This is a genomic window from Colwellia piezophila ATCC BAA-637, assembly GCF_000378625.1.
In the GTDB taxonomy this organism is placed as follows: Bacteria; Pseudomonadota; Gammaproteobacteria; order Enterobacterales; family Alteromonadaceae; genus Colwellia; species Colwellia piezophila.
Map to the genome: position 1 here is coordinate 744,614 of NZ_KB905160.1, position 20,858 is coordinate 765,471.

General features: G+C 38.6%; 18 protein-coding genes. 1 reads left to right on the top strand and 17 read right to left on the bottom strand.

The genetic code is table 11. The features are described 5' to 3' along the window. Positions 1-77: 77 nt before the first annotated feature. The 5 genes from F580_RS0103035 to F580_RS23870 form a co-directional block, all read right to left on the bottom strand. A complete protein-coding gene (locus tag F580_RS0103035) occupies positions 78-1,199 on the bottom strand; it encodes a glycosyltransferase family 4 protein (RefSeq protein WP_019026215.1) in 1,122 nt (373 codons plus the stop codon). Further along, a complete protein-coding gene (locus tag F580_RS0103040) occupies positions 1,192-2,505 on the bottom strand; it encodes a glycosyltransferase family 4 protein (RefSeq protein WP_019026216.1) in 1,314 nt (437 codons plus the stop codon). The genes F580_RS0103035 and F580_RS0103040 overlap by 8 nt, the downstream gene beginning before the upstream one ends. A 193-nt stretch (positions 2,506-2,698) precedes the next feature. Further along, positions 2,699-3,880: an O-antigen ligase family protein gene (locus F580_RS23865; RefSeq protein WP_211215595.1), complete on the bottom strand. Its 1,182-nt coding sequence runs from the start codon at positions 3,878-3,880 to the stop codon at positions 2,699-2,701. A gap of 8 nt (positions 3,881-3,888) precedes the next feature. Further along, positions 3,889-5,199 carry a lipopolysaccharide biosynthesis protein gene (locus F580_RS0103050; RefSeq protein WP_019026218.1) on the bottom strand — a complete coding sequence of 437 codons (1,311 nt, stop codon included), beginning with the start codon at positions 5,197-5,199 and terminating at the stop codon, positions 3,889-3,891. After that, on the bottom strand, positions 5,180-6,229 hold the full coding sequence (locus F580_RS23870; protein WP_019026219.1) for a glycosyltransferase family 4 protein: 1,050 nt from the start codon (positions 6,227-6,229) through the stop codon (positions 5,180-5,182). Before F580_RS23870 ends, F580_RS0103050 begins: the two co-directional genes overlap by 20 nt. A 258-nt stretch (positions 6,230-6,487) precedes the next feature. On the opposite strand from F580_RS23870, the gene F580_RS0103060 reads away from it, so the two are divergent. Beyond that, positions 6,488-7,492: an endonuclease/exonuclease/phosphatase family protein gene (locus F580_RS0103060; RefSeq protein ID WP_019026220.1), complete on the top strand. Its 1,005-nt coding sequence runs from the start codon at positions 6,488-6,490 to the stop codon at positions 7,490-7,492. Between the two features lie 337 nt (positions 7,493-7,829). Here the strand turns inward: F580_RS0103060 and F580_RS0103065 are convergent, their stop codons facing one another. The 12 genes from F580_RS0103065 to F580_RS0103125 all read right to left on the bottom strand — a co-directional run bounded on the left by F580_RS0103065 (position 7,830) and on the right by F580_RS0103125 (position 20,830). Then, entirely contained in the window at positions 7,830-9,290 is a 1,461-nt protein-coding gene (locus F580_RS0103065; RefSeq protein WP_019026221.1) for an FAD-dependent oxidoreductase, read from the bottom strand. A gap of 229 nt (positions 9,291-9,519) precedes the next feature. After that, positions 9,520-10,215 carry a P-loop NTPase family protein gene (locus tag F580_RS0103075; RefSeq protein WP_019026223.1) on the bottom strand — a complete coding sequence of 232 codons (696 nt, stop codon included), beginning with the start codon at positions 10,213-10,215 and terminating at the stop codon, positions 9,520-9,522. A 1-nt stretch (position 10,216) separates the two neighbouring features. Then, positions 10,217-12,322, bottom strand: a complete 2,106-nt coding sequence (locus tag F580_RS0103080) for an SLBB domain-containing protein (RefSeq protein WP_019026224.1) — start codon at positions 12,320-12,322, stop codon at positions 10,217-10,219. Positions 12,323-12,577: 255 nt separating this feature from the next. Further along, on the bottom strand, positions 12,578-13,462 hold the full coding sequence (locus F580_RS25350) for an OmpA family protein (RefSeq protein ID WP_019026225.1): 885 nt from the start codon (positions 13,460-13,462) through the stop codon (positions 12,578-12,580). Beyond that, a complete protein-coding gene (locus F580_RS23880; protein ID WP_019026226.1) occupies positions 13,462-13,812 on the bottom strand; it encodes an STAS domain-containing protein in 351 nt (116 codons plus the stop codon). The genes F580_RS25350 and F580_RS23880 overlap by 1 nt, the downstream gene beginning before the upstream one ends. A 244-nt stretch (positions 13,813-14,056) precedes the next feature. Then, on the bottom strand, positions 14,057-14,956 hold the full coding sequence (gene yvcK / locus F580_RS23885) for a uridine diphosphate-N-acetylglucosamine-binding protein YvcK (protein ID WP_019026227.1): 900 nt from the start codon (positions 14,954-14,956) through the stop codon (positions 14,057-14,059). A gap of 27 nt (positions 14,957-14,983) precedes the next feature. Then, positions 14,984-15,610, bottom strand: a complete 627-nt coding sequence (locus F580_RS0103100) for a sugar transferase (RefSeq protein WP_019026228.1) — start codon at positions 15,608-15,610, stop codon at positions 14,984-14,986. 183 nt (positions 15,611-15,793) lie between these two features. Beyond that, entirely contained in the window at positions 15,794-16,978 is a 1,185-nt protein-coding gene (locus F580_RS0103105) for a glycosyltransferase family 2 protein (RefSeq protein ID WP_019026229.1), read from the bottom strand. Then, positions 16,972-18,066 (bottom strand): glycosyltransferase, encoded by a 1,095-nt coding sequence (locus F580_RS0103110; RefSeq protein ID WP_019026230.1) that lies wholly within the window; start codon positions 18,064-18,066, stop codon positions 16,972-16,974. Before F580_RS0103110 ends, F580_RS0103105 begins: the two co-directional genes overlap by 7 nt. Continuing rightward, on the bottom strand, positions 18,066-19,541 hold the full coding sequence (locus F580_RS23890; protein WP_019026231.1) for a Wzz/FepE/Etk N-terminal domain-containing protein: 1,476 nt from the start codon (positions 19,539-19,541) through the stop codon (positions 18,066-18,068). The genes F580_RS0103110 and F580_RS23890 overlap by 1 nt, the downstream gene beginning before the upstream one ends. Before the next feature lies 1 nt (position 19,542). Then, positions 19,543-20,001 carry a hypothetical protein gene (locus F580_RS0103120; RefSeq protein ID WP_019026232.1) on the bottom strand — a complete coding sequence of 153 codons (459 nt, stop codon included), beginning with the start codon at positions 19,999-20,001 and terminating at the stop codon, positions 19,543-19,545. Between the two features lie 349 nt (positions 20,002-20,350). Further along, complete coding sequence (locus tag F580_RS0103125) at positions 20,351-20,830, bottom strand: hypothetical protein (protein ID WP_019026233.1); 480 nt, start codon at positions 20,828-20,830, stop codon at positions 20,351-20,353. Positions 20,831-20,858 lie beyond the last annotated feature (28 nt).

Sequence of the window (20,858 nt, forward strand, 5' to 3'; positions counted from 1 at the left end):
AATTATTTATAGTCATTTAAATCAATTACTTATTTTGTTTTTGTATTGATTTATTGCAATTTGCAAAGTCTATTTTGCTAATTAGGAATACATTTGAGAATCTGAGCGTAGCAGTGTAGATGGCAATACTTTTGTGATGAATTTTTAGCTTGTTGAGAGATTTTCAATAAAAAAGTGGGTTGTTCGATTAACCTCGTTAATACTTTAGCTAAACTTTCCATGTTGTTTGGGGCATATTTTACACAATCGAACCCGTCAGTTAGGTGCTGGTCCCAATAAGCATTATCAGCGGGAATTACGATGGCGAGGCCAGCAACCATTGACTCTAAAATGGATAAACCAAAAGGCTCATTTTGTGATGTAGAAATGAATACTGATGAGTTTGCTCTAATATCATTTAAATTTTTAGGGTCCGGGTACCAGTAAATATTATCCACCATATGAAAGCTATTTATATCTACATAGGCATCATTTTCTGGCTTGATATAACAAACACTAGCAAAATATTTATCATCGTCTTTAGCTGTGCTATTTAGTCTAGCCATAGCCGCTATAAAAAGTTCTACACGTTTCCATTTTAATAACGACCCGGCCCATAAGAAGCCAACGTTATCATTATTGTTTTTTGCTGTTATCGTTGAGTCGTTAATGCCATTAACAAAAGCAATAAATTTTTTGTCCTCCATATTATCATTGATATTTGGGGGGCTGTTTTTACGGTAAGATTTTAATGCATGTAAAATGGATGCGTGGGTCGAAGGTAAGTAAAACACTTTTTTTGCTCGGGCTAAACCAAACCCTGCTACTTTAGAATGAGCAATATCACCTTGAATTAATTGAATAATATCTATATTAATTAGCTCAGTGAGTAGGTATATAGATAAATCGACGTTAGGCCCGGAAAAACCGATTATTTTTGTAAATCTCTTCAGTTTCATCATGTTGGTTATTAACGAAAGTAAATAGACAAAGTGCTTCAGAAAGTAGAGTATTCCGGTGGTTTTATTCTGCAGGTAACGAGGAGAAAACAACGGCACGAAGTGCACATTATCGTTGCAGCCATTACCCCAAGAGCCTCTGTCGTTTGAAATAACCCATACCTCAATACTAGGGGGTAATTCAGAGATAATTGTTTGCATTACTTTTTTAGAGCCGCCTTTAAAAGGCACCGGATCATAAATCAATAGGCGTTCAATCATGACTATTTCTCCATGAAAACTTCAACATTAAGTGTTTATAGCTTTTAGTTAAGGTTTTAGTTAATGTTTTAATTGGCTGTGGCGTTAGGGCTTTGATTAAAAGTGCTTTTAGTACTGTACTAAGGTGTATAAAAATAAGTTTAGTAACACTGTATTTGGTTTTATGGTTCAGTAAACGTTGGTAAGCAAGGTTGAATGCACTAAACTGCTTCTGCAAAGAGAAGTTTTTTCCGATATGTTCTTGGGCATTTTTAGCTAATTTTTTTCTTAAAATAGGTCTCTCTATCAACGTTTTGATTGCGTTAATGAGTTCATCAGAATTATTGGGGCATATTAATAGCGCATTTTCCTGATCAGTATATATCTCATTAATTCCAGCAATATTACTGGTGATTATGGGAAGTTTAGCAAGACTTGCTTCGGCCAGCGTTAGGCCAAAAACCTCTTCACAAGGCACTGAGATAAAACAATCGGCATTGCTTGAGTAGATTTCAGCGACTTTATCGCTCGCTGCAAGAAATTTAACGTTATGATGTAAATATAGTTCATCAACCAATTGCGTTAGTCTGTCTTTTTCACACCCAGAGCCAACAATAGCAAGTTTTATTTGATAGTCTTTTTTTAATTTATCTACGGCATACAGTAATTGATGCACTAATTTTCTAGTGATTAATGAGCCCATATACAAGATGACAAAGTCATGTTTTTTTGCCGATAGTTCGGCTCTAATATCTCGAGGTGTGGGGCAAAGTACTCTATTTGGGTCAATGCCATTATAAATCACAGCTACTTGCTGATAGCGGAATTCATTTTTTTTAAATATTTTAGTGACTGATTGGCTAACACCTATAATGCTATCCGCGCCGTGAAATAATAAGGTTAATCTGTCCCTAAACATATAACGGGCATGTAAATGCAGTAACAGTGGAGTACCGGTATACTTACAAATGGGTGCCATCCATTGACAGGGGGCGCCATTGTTGCAATGTACTAAAGAAATCTCATACTCTTTTATTATTTTCTTAGCTTTGAGCAGTAATTTTAAAAACTGTAAAAAATTCCATCTAGGTAAAAGCCAGTAACCAAGACAGACAAAGTTATCTTTGATAACGTCAACACCCAAATCGGTTGCTTTATTTGCTAAAATTTCACTATTGCACCAAAGTACTGGATGGTAATGGTGTTCTTTAGCTGATTTTAGTAAGTCTAATAAAACAATTTCACTGCCTCTGAGCCAGTTATCACCGTAGTGAACATATAAAATCTTTGGCGCAACTTCTTTAACTTTTGCGATAGTATCAGACATTTTCACTCCCTCACGTTTACGCTAACTCTGTTGATTCATTGATTGCAGATAACGGTTCAAAGCAATAACTAAAGCCACTTGCAAATAGATTGGCCAAATAAAGCCTTGGGTTAAGAATGTGCCTTAAACAATAAAGCCGATAATACCCGCTGGCGCTGCATTTAAAACGACCCGTATGCCAGGGGTCTGGTGCTTAACATCTATTGCTTTCAGCATTTTCAAAAAACATCAGTAAGGTACTGATAATTAAAGTAACAAATAGTATAAAACCCAAAAAACCAGACTCAGTCAATACGCCAAACCAAGTGGAATGTACCGCGTGATTTAAGCCATCCCAATGGGTGTTATAAGAAAAATAATTGTAATAGAAATTACTAATGCCTACGCCAAAGACAGGGTTGTCCAATGCCATATTCCACGCAGCTTCCCAGGCATACAACCGTCCCATTGCTGATTCATCTATGCCTACTTCGGCAGCGCCGCCTGATGCTCTATCACTGATGCCAGCAACGATAAATAAAATAATTACTGAGATAGCACCGCCGGTAAATAATAAAACTTTAGAGCGAATGCGGTTGTAGGTGAATAAGCTTACTACGGCTAAAAACCCCAATAAGCCGCCTCTGCTTTGAGTGGCAAGTAGTGCATAAAAAAAAATGCAAAAAGTACTAAAACTAAAGAATCGTTCAAAGGTAGACAGTGATCTTTCTAGGAAAGGGGCTATAGCAAAAGCCATGGGATACAAGAGTACTAGCGCTAAATCGTTTGGGTCGCCTAGTAAAGAGCCAATATTTCTGCCTATAGTGACTCGAGTGCCTTCAACCAAGCCAATACCGTTTAATTTGTTATATAAGGCAACTAAACCAACACAAGCGCCAGCAAAGATAAATACCCGGCTAGCGGTGATAAAGTGGCTTTCCTTACGCATCATCCAAGCGATAACAAAGGTCATTAAGATGATTTTGCTATAAACCCCTGTCCAAGCATTTTTTGCCACCGCGACATTACTGGCAAAGGGAATAGCAAGTGTTACCAATAAAAAGAATAAAATCAAAAAACTAAATTGTGGACACCAATAAGCATGAAGGTTTTGGCTGATGGTAGCGCGTAAAAAAATAACAAATAGTGCGGATAGAGCGAGTAATAAAGGTAATTTTAATGGCTCTAAAAAAGGAAATATTTCATGGATACGAAAAAATGAAAAAATGACAAAAGCTAACACAATATAGAAGGAAAAGTTGACCATGCCCCACAGAGCAAAGGGGATTAATCCAATAATAATGAGCATTAGTGGATGAGGAAATAAATAGAGCGCTAATGTTACTAACATTAACATCAGTAGCATACTTGTCATTGTTAAGGGGGAATCAGTCATAAATAGCCTTAGGTCACTTGCCCAAACCAGGTGGCGACAACTGCAGCGCTTATTGCCGGGTATAAATAACCAAATTTGTACGGGAGATAGACCTTTTTTTGACTGAAGTAGTAGAAAAGTACCATTCGAATGGCATTTGCAGCGATAAGTGCTGTAAGTGCGCCTTCAACCCTAAATAGCGGCACCAACAAAATCAGTAAAAGACCACCGAAGGCACTCGCCACAAGGTTAATATTCATTTGTAGCTGGGTACTTTTTTCTACGAAACAACCCAAATTTAATAGATCGGCCAGCATCTTTAATAAGGTGCAAAGTAGCAACCAAGGTAAAATAGCAATGGCGCCATGGTAAGCGGTGGGTGTTAACTGTTGAATGAGTAACGGCCCTAATAAGCCGAGGCTACCGCATAGGAGCACTGAAGTGATGGCACCAAGCACAGCAAAGTGTGCATTGATGTTTTTACCATCTTGTTCTTTAAGTACTGAGAAGCGCTTAGGAAACCACCATAAAGTAAAGGGTTGAATAAGCAGGGTAGGGACTAAGGCGAACTTGATTGCTATCGCATACGCAGCAATTTCTATGGCACCAAAATTTTCGGCCAGCAACCACCTGTCCATGCCTGACAAAGTAAATGTTGCAGCGCCACCAATAAAAATGGGACCTGCATAGGTGATGATATTTTTAATATGTCTTATTGAGAAACTAATATGGGTTTCTTTAAGTTGAATAACACATAAAATTATTGCAACAATTACTGACGACACAGCGCCTGCGGCTAAAATACTGGTTATTCCCCAACCATTGACCAACCAATAAAAAGTGAGTGAAACTTGTATAACGACTTTTAGCATCGAAATTGTAAAAAACAATCCTGCTCGCTCAGTAATTCGTAACCACGCTAATGGAATATTTATTAGACCACCAACAGAGAGTGCAACACCCAGTAAATAGAGTTCATTTTCTGTGATTTTTCCCGGTAAAAAAGGCAATAAATCTTTAGAGTAGAAATGGAAAACACCATAGGAAATAACGGCAAGGATGCCAGCGACTAATAAACATTCGGCTGCATGGCGTTTTTTTTGTTCAATACCATCGGCTAAACCGACAAATCGATATAATGCTTCAACTAAACCAAAGCCTAAAACGATAGATGCAATATTAGAAAATACTACCAGAACCTCAAGTCGACCGTAGTCTGAAGGCATTATGTAACTGGTATATATAGGCAGCATCACTAAAGAAATGCCTTTCATCATAAATATACTTAAGCCATACAGTGCAGATTGGTTTAATAGGTTCTTATATCGACTCTTGAGCATGTGAACCCCCTATTAATGCTTTGCGGTAAACATTAAAAATCTGAGGGATAATCGCGTTACAAGAAAAATTATTTCTAATATGCAAATAACCAAATAAGGACATTTTACTTCGTTGAGTCTGTGATAACGTCTGACCCTGCTTAATTGATTCAATAAAAGATTTTTCATTAAATGGAGCAATTAACCAGCCACTAAGATCATTGATTACCACGGATGAAATGCCACCAATATCAAAACTGATGACCGGTATTCCTCTAACGAGTGCTTCAATTGCTACTAGGGGTAAGCCCTCTTCTCTACTGGTAATACATAACAGACTTATCTTTGGCCAATGTGGATTCATTGACGTTACTTGGCCGGCTAAGTCTACGTTGTCAGACGCAGTAGCGCATATTTCATCTAACATAGGCCCATCGCCATATATTGAAAAAGTGTACTGAGGTAATTTTTTAGCTAAACGAAGAAAAATATCAGGACCTTTCTCAAAACTTAAGCGACCGACAAAAGCTACTTGAGTTGCAGGCATGGTTTTTTTAAAAGACTGAGCTGGTAACTCAACAAAATTTTGAATCACCTCTGCGGTTAAATTTGCTGATTTTCTGATTTGTTCTGATACACAGATACAAGGTGATAAGCATGCCGTGATACTGTCAAGCCACCGATAGAGTCTCATTTTAAGGTTGCCTTTCTCGCCAGAATGAAAGGTAGACACGACCGCTATTTTACTTAATTTACAGGTGATTCGCCCAATGATACCCGCTTTATAACCATGAGTATGAACAAGGGTGGTATCTGATGTTTTTAAAAATTTAAACAGTGATGAGATACCACCATCTAATTTCAATAACATTGAGCGAAGGAATTCTTCTGATTCAAAAACGGGGTGTTCACCGTAGTCGTTCAATAGGATTATTTGCACACTATGCCCGGACTTATGAAGACCCTTAGCCAGGTTAGCTACATGCGTTTCAATGCCGCCATAATTTTTGCTATCAAGCAGCAAAGCAATTTTTAGATTATCTGTTGTCATGGTAAACCTATTCTTAAACACATGATAACTTGATACTGCATAAAGTAGACCGATCTTCAAAAAGTCTATTTTACTAGGGCTGCAGCGCTATTTTTTTATTGATATAGTTAATTATTTGCAAATTGCGTAAAGCGTGGCAGTATTGCAAAGCAAATTAGTAATCACAGTGCATAACGCGGGTAATAATCAGTAAACGCTCGCTTTTCAGCTAAAGTATAAATAAGAGGGATAACCTAATTCTGCGAACTTGGTAGCACCATGGAAATAAGATTACTTATGCCGTTAATACTTGCACCGCTATTACTTAGCTTCATAGCAACGCTTATTTGGCGACTCTTAAGGCAGGTAGATTCGCCTTGGTGGCTTGAAAATATTTTATCAACGCCGTTCAGTATTATCATTATTTGTCTGGCATTAATGATAGTGTTTAGTTACTTTTTTGTTTACCAACAGAGTTTAAATTATTGCTTGATTTATTACTTAAATGGCGTGGTAATAAGCATTGTTCTGGCAACGTGTTTAAATAACATCAGTGTTACCAATAAAAAAGTATGCATTGACCCCGTGACTTTCTTTCAGTTCAACATAAAGTACACCGAAAAAACACATGACATCACTGCATTAGTAGAACATCTTATTGAAGAACGATATCATCTGGTTGCGTTACAAGGTGTAAGTCAGAAATCCAAGAACTTGATTATTAATAAGTTAAACCCGTATTACCCTAACTTTATTAGGGGTGAAAATAAACATCAGCAAGTTTATAGTGATCAACTGCTCTTTAGCCGTTATGCCTTTACTAATATTCAGTATTATAAAAATGGTCACAGTTCATTTTTACTATCAAGCCAATGGCACTTGCCTTTTAGTGTCATCAATCTATATAGTTTACACCCACCTTCGCCGCGAAATGAACGCTTGTGGCAAGCGCGAAATAAAAGCCTGTACCAGTTAGAATCGGCCCTAAAAAACTCAGCAGGGGCTAGTTCTTTTGAAAATAGCTCATTAGTGCGTCAGTCACTAATAATAGGGGATTTAAACCTCTCAAAACACTCAAATAGAATACATAACTTAAAACAGGGCATGAATACAGAATTTGTTAATTCGTGGCCGCATAAACCGTATATTGCCAGCGCCTTTGGTTTAGCTATTGATCATTTTTTGGTGTCAAAGCCAACAATTATTTGTTCTCGACAACGTCTTAATGAGTTTAGCTGGTCAGATCATTATGCAATTAAAACTGAGGTTGAGTTTAAAAAGTAAAGACACTATCGCCAATGTTTTTCGCTCAAAGAGAGAAATAAAGGCTTGAGGTAAAGTATAACAATGGTTGTGATTAGTCTTGAAAAGACAACCAGAACCCACTGCTGTTTTTCGTTTTAAAAAAAACAGTGGTTTAAGGGGGGGAGTTGCCAGTTGCATTAGTCTGCCCGATATTGATTCGACTGAATAGTTCAAACCTACAAAATCTATGCGGTAATCACATCACTAAAGATTAACTCTCGACATTTCGAAAAACTTAGCCAGAGTTTAAGTAATTAAGTAATTAAGTAATTAAGTCAGGCGTCATCACCGCCGCCGTAGGTTTTCCCTAGTCGAATCATGAATTATTACGTTGTAGGCATCGTCCTCTGGGCTCGTCACCTTCATGCAGAACCGTGTCAGAATGTAGGAACTGTGCAGCCTCAGCGGAGCCTTTCACCTTGGAAGCACTGCGTGTTATCATTTCGGCTTCAAATTCAGTTAACACACTTTCCCTTATACCCGCGTCCCGCCATTGTGAACGAGGTCTACATTCTATTGCGATTTTCCGTGCTAGCGCAAGCGCATCTAACAGCGCTTGATTAGCGCCTTGCCCTTTGAATGGACTCATGGGGTGAGCTGCATCGCCAATCAGCGTTACTTGAGAGCATTTCGCTAACAATTCAGCTTCGAGTAGTGCTCGATCATATACGGGATAACCAGAAACTTGATCTGCTAGTGTTGCCGATAGAATTTGAGGAATGGGATCGTGCCAATCACACCGACGACATGCTTCCTCTTTAAGTGCTTGAGGTCCTTGAGCACTCAAAGCCTTTGCCTCTTCCTCTAGCATAGGGAAGCTAAGCTGCCACATTACCGAGTCTGCGTCATAAGGCATCATGTAAATTCTCTCATGGCCATTGGCAGTTTGAAATACCGTGGCTGAATCTAGCAAAGAACTCTCAAGTCCATCGAGATCTGCCAAAGGACAAATACCCAAGATCACAATACAACCTAGGTAACATAAAGGGCTAGTGTCCTCACCAATTAATAACTTTCGCACGGAACTACGAATACCATCAGCTCCCACCACTAGATCTGCTGTGGCAGATTTAATTTCACCATCAACTTGAAAGCTCAAATTAAGAGCATGCCCCTTACATGCTTCACCACTTTCTTTAAAACCGACAAACTGGTGGCCCCACTTCAGAGAATCATGTCCGCCGAGCAGCTCAAGCAGAGCAAAACGTAACGACTGTCGTGCGATATGAATATTTGTACGCTTGGGGGATTTTATCGCATCTGACTGCAACCATTTTCTTATGCCCCATTCACCGATCACCTTTCCTTCTGTCGTATGAACAAGATGTCTTGTTGAAATCACGCCTTCTGCTAACGAGAAAATGCCCAAGCCTTCAATTGCTTTACTTGCTTGTTGCAAGGTGAGTCCATAACCTTGTGAACGAGCACCGAAGCCGCTATCGCGCTCATAAAGTGTAAAAGGAATGCCGCGGTGCATGCAAGCCACAGCCAAAGCCACTCCACCTATACCACCACCAATAATAGCTACGTGCGGATAATGCTCAGTATCAGCAATAGGGGGGCTGTCAGATCCTACTAAGCCAGAACCACGACAGTTCAAGCAATCATCGAGGTGCGCCTTAGGACGAACTGGAGGCGTGCCTTCGCGATTGGTTTTTTCAAAATGATCCAACGCTCTTTGAAAGCTGAGTCGAACTTTCTTGCGCAGTCTTTTACTTTTTTTTCCGCGGCCTTGACACTCTTGACATGTAGTCCAGTTATTCTGTTCATTTTTCAACGTTTACATCCTCTGTTTTGCCTGGTTTTTTCTTCCGCTATAAAAGACATTTTAGCTGATACCACCGATGCTAGCCTAATGTTAAAAAGGTGAATATGCGCTTTAATGCCATTTAATTGTGTTCTTAAATTTAGGCTAAAGGTGGATTTGAGCTGCATTTGAGAAGTTTTGCAAGAGTTCTAGCATAACTTGCAGCAAGGAATATCTTAAAAAGAGCTTGGATAAATACCTAAACAGATATATTGAGTAGCACTAAACCGGCAAGTTTTTTCCTAAGACTAACCATTACGTTAGGGAATAAGTGGTTAAGGCGATAGGTTTCTCTTTGTAATTCAGTTAGTAGCGATGGGTTATTTTTATCATTTAATATTGAACCGATTAAGTTAACTTTTTTAAGTTTAAGTTTTTCAATACTTTCTTGTATCAGATTTGCTGGCGTTATTCCTGCCTCAATGACAAGTAGCGCACCTTCACACACCTCACAAACGATCTCAGCAGGTATGTTACTTTGGTTTAATGACGTTAAGGCTGAGGTATCAAAGATAATACAATCAAAATCAACTAACCACTGCTTTATCGCTGCTAGTAATAAATGACTTTCTCGGTATTGCAACAGATCACGAATACTCTTTGGTGCAGGAAGTAAGCTATAACCTTTACTTTCAACGGTGATTATGGTGTTTTCAGTTACAATATCCCCCATAGAACTTCTAAGCTCTTCAGACAATACAGGATTAAAAGTATTCGTTTCCACCAATAAAACGTTTTTACCAACAACCTGTGCCCGCTTAACAATCGCTTGGGCTAGAGTGGTTTTTCCTTCACCTGCTTTAGCTGAAGTAATTGCTAAGGTTTTATAACCCGAACCAATCGTTTGATTATAAATGGCTTCAACTTCGGCATAATGAATCGGTAATTCTTGCATGTTATAACCCTCCTACAATGGCAACAAGCGATACAATGCTTAGCATGTCTTTGACATTTTCCATAAAAACATTCCAATTACTTTGGGATACGTCAGGTACAAAAATTGTGTCACCAACACGTACCATGGGAAGTTTGGTAAAATCGGGATGTTCAATGAACTCTTCTAAATCAAAAACTTGACTGACATTCTCCTCTGACTGACTTCGAGATATGTTTACCACCATAATTTTTTCCAAATAAGCTGTTTGGGTGGGGCCGCCTGATTCAGCTAAAATATCTAAAATTGTCATGTCTGAGCTAAACTTGTAACGTCCGGGTTTTTCTACCGCACCGATAATTCGAACCGTTTGTTCTTTTTTATTATCGAGCCATGGTCTGTTTCTTTCCGGCACGTAAATAGTGTCGCCAGATTTCACCCGTGGTAATAAGGTCTCATCGCCTGTTTCAAAGTACAAACCCAAATCGAGGCTAGTTACTTTACTTTGAAAATTATTACGATGGGTAATTTTTATATTGTGGATATCAGCGTGTTGATTCGGCCCATCAGCAGCAGCAAGTATATCTAAAAAGTGTAATTTATTATTAAAAGCATATCGCCCCGGCTGGCCTACCTGGCCGAAAACATAAATTGACGACTCTTGAGATTGACGTAACCAGCGCGCTTTATTATCGATAACATCACGTGGTCGTTCACTAATAATGATAGTATCACCTGCTGATACTTCAGGTAATAAAGCGAAATCGCCACCTTCGGTGATGAAGCTATCTAAATCGAAAGGCTCCATGCGTTTACTCTGACCTTTCTTAAGTACTATTACTTGAGACATGTCAGCATCTTGAGTCGGGCCACCGGCATGCGCTAAAATATCAAGGAAACTCATTTCATCGGCCCATTCATATCGACCCGGTTTCTTCACCGCCCCTATTATTCTAATGGCACTGTCAGGTGTTATTTTAAGCCAAGACTTTTCATTCATATCGGTTTTTTCAGGGACAAAAATAGCATCGCCTGGTGATACTGTCGGGATAGTTACTTGTGTTAATCCCTCGGTATAAGCTTGTAAATCGAAACTATCAACTTGCCCTGTTGTACGAATAATTCTGATTTTTCTCGACTCGGCAAACCGTGTCGGGCCACCCGCATTGGCTAAAATATCAAAAAACTTACTGCCTGCAGGCGCTTCGTATGCTCCAGGTTTGAAGACTTCGCCCATAACATAAATAGTACGTAGGCCACTTTTTACTTCTTCCTCTTGGATAGGAACAAATAAGGTAGAGCCGGCGGTAATTTTTGGCATATGAGAAGCGTCACCGGTATCTAAATAGGTTTTTAGATCAAAAAGCTGTGGTGTACCGTTATTAATTATCCGAATATGTTCAACGCCAGCATAACGTGTTACTCCGCCAGCTCTCATCAACATATCGACCAAGGTATTGCCTTGTTTAAAAGAAAACACCCCAGGTTTAAGTACTTCACCAAAGACTTTAACCGCTGTTGCGGCCTCAGAGCCATCACCACTTGCTGATAAGGTTGCCGCATCAAAGTCCATTTGCACATTGCCAATCAAAGGCGAAGCCGGTACAAAAATTATATCTAGCGGCTCAATTTTAGGTAAAATTGAAAAATCCCCGGTGTTTAAATATTCTTTATAGTCAAAAGTGGTTATTTTACCTTGGCGATTTAACTGAATCCTATCGAGTTGCGCACCTGAACTGGCACCACCGGCTTTTTGTAGCGCCATTTGTATGTTGCCGTCTTGGGGTAAATCTATCATGCCAGGGGTATTGACAAAGCCTAATACCTGAATAGGTACTCGTCTTTCAATTAAGTAAACTTTAAAGTTCTCTATGGCGCGATATTCTTGGCCTAAGAGATTGGCTAGATCTTTGTTTGCTTGCGCTAGCGTTTTACCGACAATTGAAACTTTACCTACTTCAGGTAAATTTAGCGTACCATCGCGTTTTACTTGAAAGTTATTTTCAAAGTCAATTTCACCGGGTATTTCAATGTGTAGTACATCACCAGGTCGGATGATAATTTCAGCTGATTGAACATTATTCATAACAAATATACAGCTCAACATTGCTATTAATAATTTAAACATGGTCAATTCCCTATATGTAATACCAAGTTGATTAAGTTCTTTCCCACTCAGCGAGAATTAAAAGGCTTAGAGGCAAGGCATTGATTGAAGAGAATGGTTATTCCCTTGTCAAAATCAATAACGCAGCATGTAAGCCTTTGCCTTTTATTAGGTAATCGCCCTCTGGGAGCTTGCTCAATGCCCACTAACATCGTTAAATTTATTTGATTTAGAATGACTAAACCGAAACAAATCCTCCTTGTTATTGAACATTGATCAGAGCTCTGATTTGGGAAGAAATTTAATCAAATTGGTATAAATTTTATCGCTGGTATCTAAAAGTAAAGTGATCGAGGTATAGCGATTAAATACCCTTGAAACATCACTTTTCTCGACTTCCCTGATATTTTCTTCGCCAGCGTTTTTTATGACAATTCGTGAGAAGTTAACGCCTTGGTCAGTGAAATACTTTGCCACGCTTTGCGCCCGCCTTTTACTTAGTTGACGGTTATATGCTGAGCTGCCTTTGCTATCGGTATGGCCGGTGATGAGCAAGGTTGACTTTGGGTAACGTTTAACTAATTCAATCAGCTTATTTAGTGAAGGGAAATAGATGGCTTTTATTTGCTCTTGATTAAAATCATGCAATGTTTCAGTAATTAACATGTGCTTTTTACCAATACTCCCTGTCGATTCAGCTTTAGCTATTACCGTTGATATTGCTGGGATTTCACATTGATTATAATCGCCCTCATCGTACCAACGTTTCAGTACTACTTTTTTATTGGTATAACTACAACCTAATTGGCCATTGATATATTTATTTATACAACGAATTTTACGAACTTGCCGGTCCAGATCGAGCAAGGTTATAAAAGCATCTTTGTCCATACCGGCATTATATTCTGCAGTTGCTCGCGATAAATAGGTGTGTGCAATAGTTAACTGGCCTGTGATACAGCGTTTTGATTCTTGTTGCTCCAGTAACATGAGCTGAGACTCTGCGCTAGCGATATAAATTTGCATGTGCGTTTTATCTAAACTTGTCGGTGTTTCAACACCAGCAAGTAAATGGCTGCTGTAATCAGCAGTTTTGGTTGACTTACAGCCGGATAAAACTATAACAGCGCAAAGCGACAACATCAGGTGCTGGATAACCATTAGCTGGCAACTTGCAAGTTGGGTGATGTTTCTAAGTAACAGTCGATATTTGGATAACAATTTATCGTTTTATCTAGAAACAGCATTTGAAATAGCTCTAACGGTTGTTGTGTTAGACCAGTGACGGATACACTGAACCCTTTAGCCACCATTCTTTTATATAAAAAAACGATAGCGCCAATGCCAGATGAATCGATAAACGGTACTCGTCCAAGGTCGAAGATGATATTTGTACTTAATTTACTGTACCTTTCGATATCATCTTTCATAACCTTTACTGAATCGGCATCAAAGTTGCCATCTAGGGTAATAATAAAATCGTTATTTATTTCATAAGTTTCATTTAACATAACAGACCCACCATTTAAGTTAAGACACTGTTAGTTAAGCAATGTTTGAGCCAGTAATTTTATTGTTTAATATCAGTTACTTAATTTTACTCTGTTGGAGGGTTTTTCATAGCGAAGCATAATGGAATGCAAATTGCGAATGAGGAATTAGACGGGAAGTTGTTTGTTTAAAAACGTTAATAAATAAATGCACTTTACTTACTTATACCATTTGCAGAGCAGCTATAAATTAGCCTGTTTGGTCTTAGTGAGGCTTTATTAGTTCAAGTAGCTGTTCTCGATAGAATGACTGTTGATGCCTGCCGCCAGTATCAGCAGGAAGCTCAGCGATAGTGTATGGTTTACATAAATCGAGAAAAGGTGAGGCGCGATGGCGAGGAATTAAGGAATGAATCGTTTTTGTTAAGCCCAGCTTTCTCATAAAGCCAAGTTGGTAATGTAGTTCATCGTGTTGGTTGTTGAACTCACTTTGCACATTGGTAATGAAATAAACTTTTAGCTTAGTATTGTGATTAATAACATCAATCACCGCATCCATTAATAGGCCGGGTAGGGTACTGGTATAAAAACTTCCGGGACCTAGAAATAAAATATCGGAATTTGTTAAGTTCTGTAAAACTTCTTCACTTGGTTTCACTCTGGGTGTTAAAGCTAATTTATTGATGCCTTGGTTTACGTGATCATCAACCTCAACTTCACCAACATAGCAGTGATCAGCACAATGGCTCACTAGATGAGTCACCATATCAGACATAGGTAAAACGTTTGCTTTAATACCTAAATATTCCCGCATCACCTGTACTGTTTCGGTAGGTCTGAGACAAAGAGAATCAACAGCGCAAAACATTAAATTTCCTAAGCTATGTCCAGATAGCTCACCTACGTTGTCGAAACGGTATTCAAATAACAGTGCCTTAGTTGAAGACCCTTTAGTTGATGACGCTTTAGTTAATTTTGACAAACAATAACGAATGTCACCCCAGGAAATTGTATCGCAGCTTTTCCTTAAGCGCCCGGTAGAGCCGCCATTATCCGTGGTAGTGACGATGCCGGTTAAATTTACAAAGTCAAAATCATTGATAACGGCTAACAGGTGGCCTAATCCGTGGCCGCCACCAATACAAGTCACATTAATAGCTGTCATAGGCTTATTCCTTAATAGCATCTGTGATTACTGTCCTCGTCCTAACACCATAATAACTATGGTTTTAAAAATTATTTGTAGATCCATTAACAACCACCTATGTAGTTTAGTAAGCGATAGTGAGTAGGCAAAGTCATAAGCTATTTTACTCCTAACATCATCAATACAAGTATCATAGCCTTGGTTTACTTGTGCTAAGCCTGTTATACCAGGCGTCATTTCAAAAGTGCGCTCAGAATAAAAGGGGATATATTTTTCTAGGTTTATTACTATTTCGGGCCTTTCGGGGCGAGGCCCGATAAGTGACATTTCACCTTTGATCACATTGATAAATTGAGGCAATTCATCCAGTCGGGTTTTTCTAAGCAATCGACCGACACAGGTAAGTCTACTATCATTACTGCTCGCCCACACCGCTCCAGAACTCGCTTCGGCGTCATTAACCATAGTGCGAAATTTGATCATGTTGAAATTTTTAACTTTCCCTACTCTTATCTGACAATACAATATATCGCCAGATGATGAGAGCTTGATAGCCAGGGCTATTATCACTAATAAAGGTAATGTTAATAACAAGCAGAATATAGAAAAAGTTAAATCAATGGCTCTTTTGAGCAGCGTAATACTTGGGTGAACAAAGCTATGGTGTTTCATAATATCTCCAAGGTACTATTGAGCGTGTACGGTTAAATATCGTTCGGGTTAAACATTTTTTAATCGCGCGAGTGGTGTGTAGCCTAGTCATTCGAAGAAAATACTGCTCAACAAAGAGTAAAGCGCTTTTAACTGGAGCCTTTGAGCCGCATTTATCGAGCAGTTTTAACTGCGTTATCGCCACTATATTTTAGTCCAAATTTTTTCTTGTAAGCCCAATATATACTTCAAAGATCCTTGTAAGGCGACCCAGTAACCGTTGACTAAATAACAGATTAGCTTTAGTGCGGTTAACTTAGGTGAGATATGGAATAAATTAATCAGCATAACAAAGCTATATAAACAAACTTGGCAAGCAAATAGTGCTAAGAAAAAAGAGTGAATGGGCACCAGATAAACATTACTGATAAATATAAACACTAAAATAAAAGGCGTGATTGCTCTTAACGCTTTACCTGAAGCGAAATTTATCGCATTCCAGCCATACTTAGGTGATAACAAGGGTAACAAATAGACCAGTTGCTGAAAATTACCTGCTGCTATCCTTAAACGCCTGCTCATATCTTGTTCTAAATTGACTTGTTCAAGCTCTATGGCAACAACCCTAGGCTCATATATCACGCGATAACCTAGTTTAATGACATTCATTGGGATCAAAAAATCGTCATTAATGGTATCGGCAGGAACCTCTTGGTAACAAGACTTCCTCAGCGCATAAAAAGCACCGTGAGCGCCAAGTACACTGGCAATAGAACTCTCTCTTGATTTAATCATGGATTGATATCGCCAGTAAGATTGTTCACCTGCGCTACCTTTTTTAACAAATTGATAGCCAGCTGAAACAGCACCAACAGCAGGGTTCTTAAAATGGCTATCTAACATCAGTAAGCTGTTTACCGGTAAAAGTGCCGAAACATCACTAAAAACAATATTGTCAAATTTTGCTCTGGCAACACCTTCTTTGAGTACGGCAACTTTGCCTCTATTGTCCCGAAAATTTACCAATTGGACTTTTAAATCATGGCAAGAAAGTTCGCTCAAAGTTTTTAAGGCAATTTCATGGGTATCATCGTGACAACCATCGCAGAGCAATATTAATTCATATCGGTCACTTGGGTAGTCAATAAAACTTAAATTCCTGATCTTCTCTGCAATAAATTTAGCTTCATTAAAGGCCGGAATTATAATAGAAAATCGACTAAGTTTTTTGTCTTCGGCGCTAAAAACATAACAACGTTTGGCAATTTCAGGGTTATATTCTTGTTTGTTTTTAGTCGCTATTTTGAGCATCAGTGGATAAATAGCATGATGGTATATCACTAAAAATATTGCTATCGCGAATATAGTTATCATCATTAGGTCTAGCATAACTTCCACCTTAGTTCTGATTGAGTTAATGAGATATATTGTTTAATCATCTTGTCGATACAACGTTTATTTTGGATAAATTCTCTGGGCGAATGATGACTCTTTTGATTTAGGGAACTGAGTAAGGCTTGTGAGAGCAACGTCGGATTATTAGGTTGCACCACCTTACCCGTTTCACTACAAACAGCTTCTTTACAGCCACCAACGTCGGTTAATACGGCAGGTATGCCACAGGACTGGGCTTCCATAGGTGATAAGGGCAGCCCTTCGTTATTTGATGAAAGACAAAACACATCAATTAAAGGGTAAAATGTGGTCATATCATTAACGTGACCTAAAAAGAACACTCTTTTTTCTAAATTTAAATGAATGACCAATTGCTTTAATTGTGCTTCTAAACTGCCGGTTCCAGCGAGTAATAAACCAATGTTTTTAGGTAGTTTAGACAATGCTTTGATTAATACATCATGGGCTTTTACTGATTCTAACCTAGCGGCACAACCAATAAACTTTAGCTCGGTAGGTAGGCCTGCTTCTTTGAGTAGCTGCTGCTTATTAACGGTTGAGGGTTTAAATTTATTCGTATCGATACCATTAGGTATGACCACTGGATTTAATGATGGCATTAAGCGGTTAACTTGCTCGGCAACAAAATTAGCGTCGGCGACATAGATAGGGCGAACCAAGGTCACAATGATTTTTTGTAATAATCTCGACTTGAAATTAGCCAAATGCCAAGCATCATGCTCGGTATGGATAATATTATTAACCATGGCCAATCTTGCGGCTATACCACCATAAATTAATGGACCTATATGGTGGGTATGTACATACATAGGTTTAACTTTTTCGAAGAACAGTTTTAATTGAGTAAATATGTTTGTTTGCCAACCAGGCTTTTTATCTAACATATGGATAAACGCTTTAAAACCATCAATATTATTCCAATAACATTTAACGTTTTGTTTTTCTAAAGAAATAATGTGAACATCAAAAAATGGCTGTGCGGCTCGTTGAAACTCTAAGGCAAAACTTTCTATACCACCAGGCTTTAAGTGTTGTACAACATGAACAATGACTGGTTTCATTAGTGCTCTCCTAAGTGTGCTTTACTTTCAAAAGAATTTACTCCAATGCGCGGTAGTCGTGTTATTACTGGCACTGAGGTGATTAATTCGAGTTGATATTTTGCGCGGATCGAGGTGTCAGCTAACTCAGCGAATAGCGCCAAACCGCCGCCTAAACATATGCCGCCAATAATTCCGGCCAATAGGAATATAGAAAGTGGGAAGTTAGTTGGCGCACTAGGTTGGTAGGGTTCGTCGATTATTTTGATTCTTTCGGGTTGTTCAAACTTGCCAAGAGCGCCGGTTATTTTTGCCTTTTCATAGCGATAAAGTAAATCACTATATAAATCTCGTTTAACCTTAAGATCTCTTTCAAGCGCTAACAGTTGCCTTTCCATTTCACCGGTGCCGGCCAGAGAGGCTTTTAGAGTTTTTGTCTGTCTTTGTATGGAGTTAATCTCTTCCTTGATTTTTTCTACCTGACTGTCGGCGAATTGTAATTCTTGCAATTGTGATACTAATAATAAATTTTGACTGGTATCAACTTCACCATTTCGCATGCTACTGGCAATTTCCCATAAACGATTTAAGTCAACTTCGGTTATCTGGTAGGATGCTTTACTTTGTATCACTCGTTCATCTTCAAGTTGTGATAATTTTCTAAGAGATATTTGAACTTTGCTATGCTGGTCTGTGTAGCGCGAGCGCAAAATAGCTAGCTCGCTTTTTGTTGTTACTATGGTTTTTTCAATTTCACTCATCACCGGGTCAACTTGAGCAAGCCGAGTTCGAATGGTTCTTTTAGCGGCAATAGCACCTGACAATTCAATTTTTTTCTGTTCGAGCAACATACTTAATTGACTGAAACGGCTGCTATTTGCACTATATAGCCTTGGTAAGTGCTCAGCATTGTATTGTTTGAAATTAGCTAACCTAAGCTCCGATTCTTGTAAATCGGCAGTTTTCAAGGTTAATTGACTGGTTAGAAATGTTTCCGAAGCATCTATTGCCGATAACTCTGGCGCTAATAGTTTTTCTAAAAACCTTGCTCTAACCACCAATAACACATCAACGATATTTTCGGGCGAGTCAGTTTGGTAGACAAGCTTTACCAGATCTTTCCCTATTAATTTAACTTTAAGTGCAGCGGATAACTCTTTAACTAACAGTTCCTTTTGCAAGTCTGTTGAGAGCTCATTTATAAGCGCTAAATCTTTTGCGACATTAATCAACATATGTCGACTATGTAGTAAGGTATCTAACGTGGTCATTCTATTTTCTAAATCGGTAGATATTGATAAGTCTTCAAGAAAAGGATTCATTTTGGCGCTTTCTTGTACCAATATTGTCGTGTGTGCTTGCCAAGTTCTCGGCGCAATAAAACAAATAATCACCGCGATACAAGGAAGGGTTATCGCTGGAAATACAATTAAATAACGATGACGCCACATCGCAGATAATATCAGATGAATATTTATAATGACGGATGTCGACATATTAGGCCCCAGTCACTAGGTTAAGAGTGTCTGTTGTCAACGTAGGGGAAAATTTAATGGTCACCCTATTATTGAAGTGATTAATATACTGGCGCAGTACTTCGGCGCGCGCCATTGAGAGTGCTAATTGAGCAAGTATATTTGTGCCCTTAGCAGGGGCAATGTTAATGGTAACGTTCTGATGGTTTGTTGCGATCAGACGAGTGATTTTTATTTTATCTTGGTAATTTAATTCTTTATTATGCAAAGTGTAGGTAAAGGTATGACGCTGTTTGGCTGGCTTTTGTGAACTACGTAACGCTTGGATACTGGTCAAAACTTCTTTATTAACGGCTTTATTACTGGCGTGGTTATTTTCTCGTTCAATTAATGCGATTGAGTCACTTATCGATGTTGAAACACAGCCAGTACAGCCAAGCAGGCAGATAATAAAAAGGCAGTTTACTGTAGCTTGTTTCATCCGGCATCACCTTATTTAAAGATACTTACATCACTTATTATTAGTAACTTCAATTTACATGCCAATTCTTTTGTTGTTGTTTTTTAAGGGGTTTTATTATTAAAACACTAACTTAACTGAGTTGTATCGTACTTTTCTCATTATGCATTTCAAAATGCGATTTATGCCAAGGTTAACTAAGCGCGTATTTTAAAAGTGCTTAAGTTATGGGCTTGAACGTTAGCTTAAGCTTGGTTATAGAATTAGAGACAAGAGACAAGAGACTAGTGAAGGTATCATTTACCGATTAAGACCAGCCAAGTGCTTAGTTTGGACATTTTCATCAGGCAGCAGGGCAGTTAATTGCTGTTTAAAGGGCTATTTTCCAGTTATTGCCAGATTCGGCTATATTCCAGTAACGTGTTATCGGTCTCGCACCGGCTTCTATCGGCCAAATTTGAGCAACTACCATTGATTCAGCTGTACTTAAAGATAAAGAGAATGCCTGCTCTTTTGTGTTGAGCATGGTTCTTAGTTTACAGCTGCCATAGTTAATATCAACGGAACTGTTTTCAAAACTACTGGTTCCCACGGTAAAGTCGGTGCAGATATTAATAAAGTAGTTTACTGAGCCCGATGGTGAAGTGGGTAAGGTAACCTCTAAATCCGTACTTGATATCAAGTCAAAGTCAGGTTTACTTACTAAGTCACTGGTGGAAATTGTCACGGGCGTTGGTGGCGTTTCTATCACAGGTGTTGATGAACTTTCCTCGTCTCCACCACCACAGCTAGCTATAGTAATAACTATGATTATGTTTAGCATAATATTTTTTATCAAATTAATATTCATTATCTCTACTCCCTTTACAAGGTTTAGT

What these genes read in the sequence shown, in the direction of transcription:
- F580_RS0103050 (WP_019026218.1), bottom strand. Translation starts at nt 5,199, where the DNA reads ATGCTCAAGAGTCGATATAAGAACCTATTAAACCAATCTGCACTGTAT.
- F580_RS23890 (WP_019026231.1), bottom strand. Translation starts at nt 19,541, where the DNA reads ATGTCGACATCCGTCATTATAAATATTCATCTGATATTATCTGCGATG.
- F580_RS0103120 (WP_019026232.1), bottom strand. Translation starts at nt 20,001, where the DNA reads ATGAAACAAGCTACAGTAAACTGCCTTTTTATTATCTGCCTGCTTGGC.
- F580_RS0103075 (WP_019026223.1), bottom strand. Translation starts at nt 10,215, where the DNA reads ATGCAAGAATTACCGATTCATTATGCCGAAGTTGAAGCCATTTATAAT.
- F580_RS0103125 (WP_019026233.1), bottom strand. Translation starts at nt 20,830, where the DNA reads ATGAATATTAATTTGATAAAAAATATTATGCTAAACATAATCATAGTT.
- F580_RS0103040 (WP_019026216.1), bottom strand. Translation starts at nt 2,505, where the DNA reads ATGTCTGATACTATCGCAAAAGTTAAAGAAGTTGCGCCAAAGATTTTA.
- yvcK (WP_019026227.1), bottom strand. Translation starts at nt 14,956, where the DNA reads ATGACAGCTATTAATGTGACTTGTATTGGTGGCGGCCACGGATTAGGC.
- F580_RS0103110 (WP_019026230.1), bottom strand. Translation starts at nt 18,066, where the DNA reads ATGAAACCAGTCATTGTTCATGTTGTACAACACTTAAAGCCTGGTGGT.
- F580_RS0103080 (WP_019026224.1), bottom strand. Translation starts at nt 12,322, where the DNA reads ATGTTTAAATTATTAATAGCAATGTTGAGCTGTATATTTGTTATGAAT.
- F580_RS0103060 (WP_019026220.1), top strand. Translation starts at nt 6,488, where the DNA reads ATGGAAATAAGATTACTTATGCCGTTAATACTTGCACCGCTATTACTT.
- F580_RS0103105 (WP_019026229.1), bottom strand. Translation starts at nt 16,978, where the DNA reads ATGCTAGACCTAATGATGATAACTATATTCGCGATAGCAATATTTTTA.
- F580_RS0103035 (WP_019026215.1), bottom strand. Translation starts at nt 1,199, where the DNA reads ATGATTGAACGCCTATTGATTTATGATCCGGTGCCTTTTAAAGGCGGC.
- F580_RS23865 (WP_211215595.1), bottom strand. Translation starts at nt 3,880, where the DNA reads ATGACTGATTCCCCCTTAACAATGACAAGTATGCTACTGATGTTAATG.
- F580_RS23880 (WP_019026226.1), bottom strand. Translation starts at nt 13,812, where the DNA reads ATGTTAAATGAAACTTATGAAATAAATAACGATTTTATTATTACCCTA.
- F580_RS25350 (WP_019026225.1), bottom strand. Translation starts at nt 13,462, where the DNA reads ATGGTTATCCAGCACCTGATGTTGTCGCTTTGCGCTGTTATAGTTTTA.
- F580_RS23870 (WP_019026219.1), bottom strand. Translation starts at nt 6,229, where the DNA reads ATGACAACAGATAATCTAAAAATTGCTTTGCTGCTTGATAGCAAAAAT.
- F580_RS0103100 (WP_019026228.1), bottom strand. Translation starts at nt 15,610, where the DNA reads ATGAAACACCATAGCTTTGTTCACCCAAGTATTACGCTGCTCAAAAGA.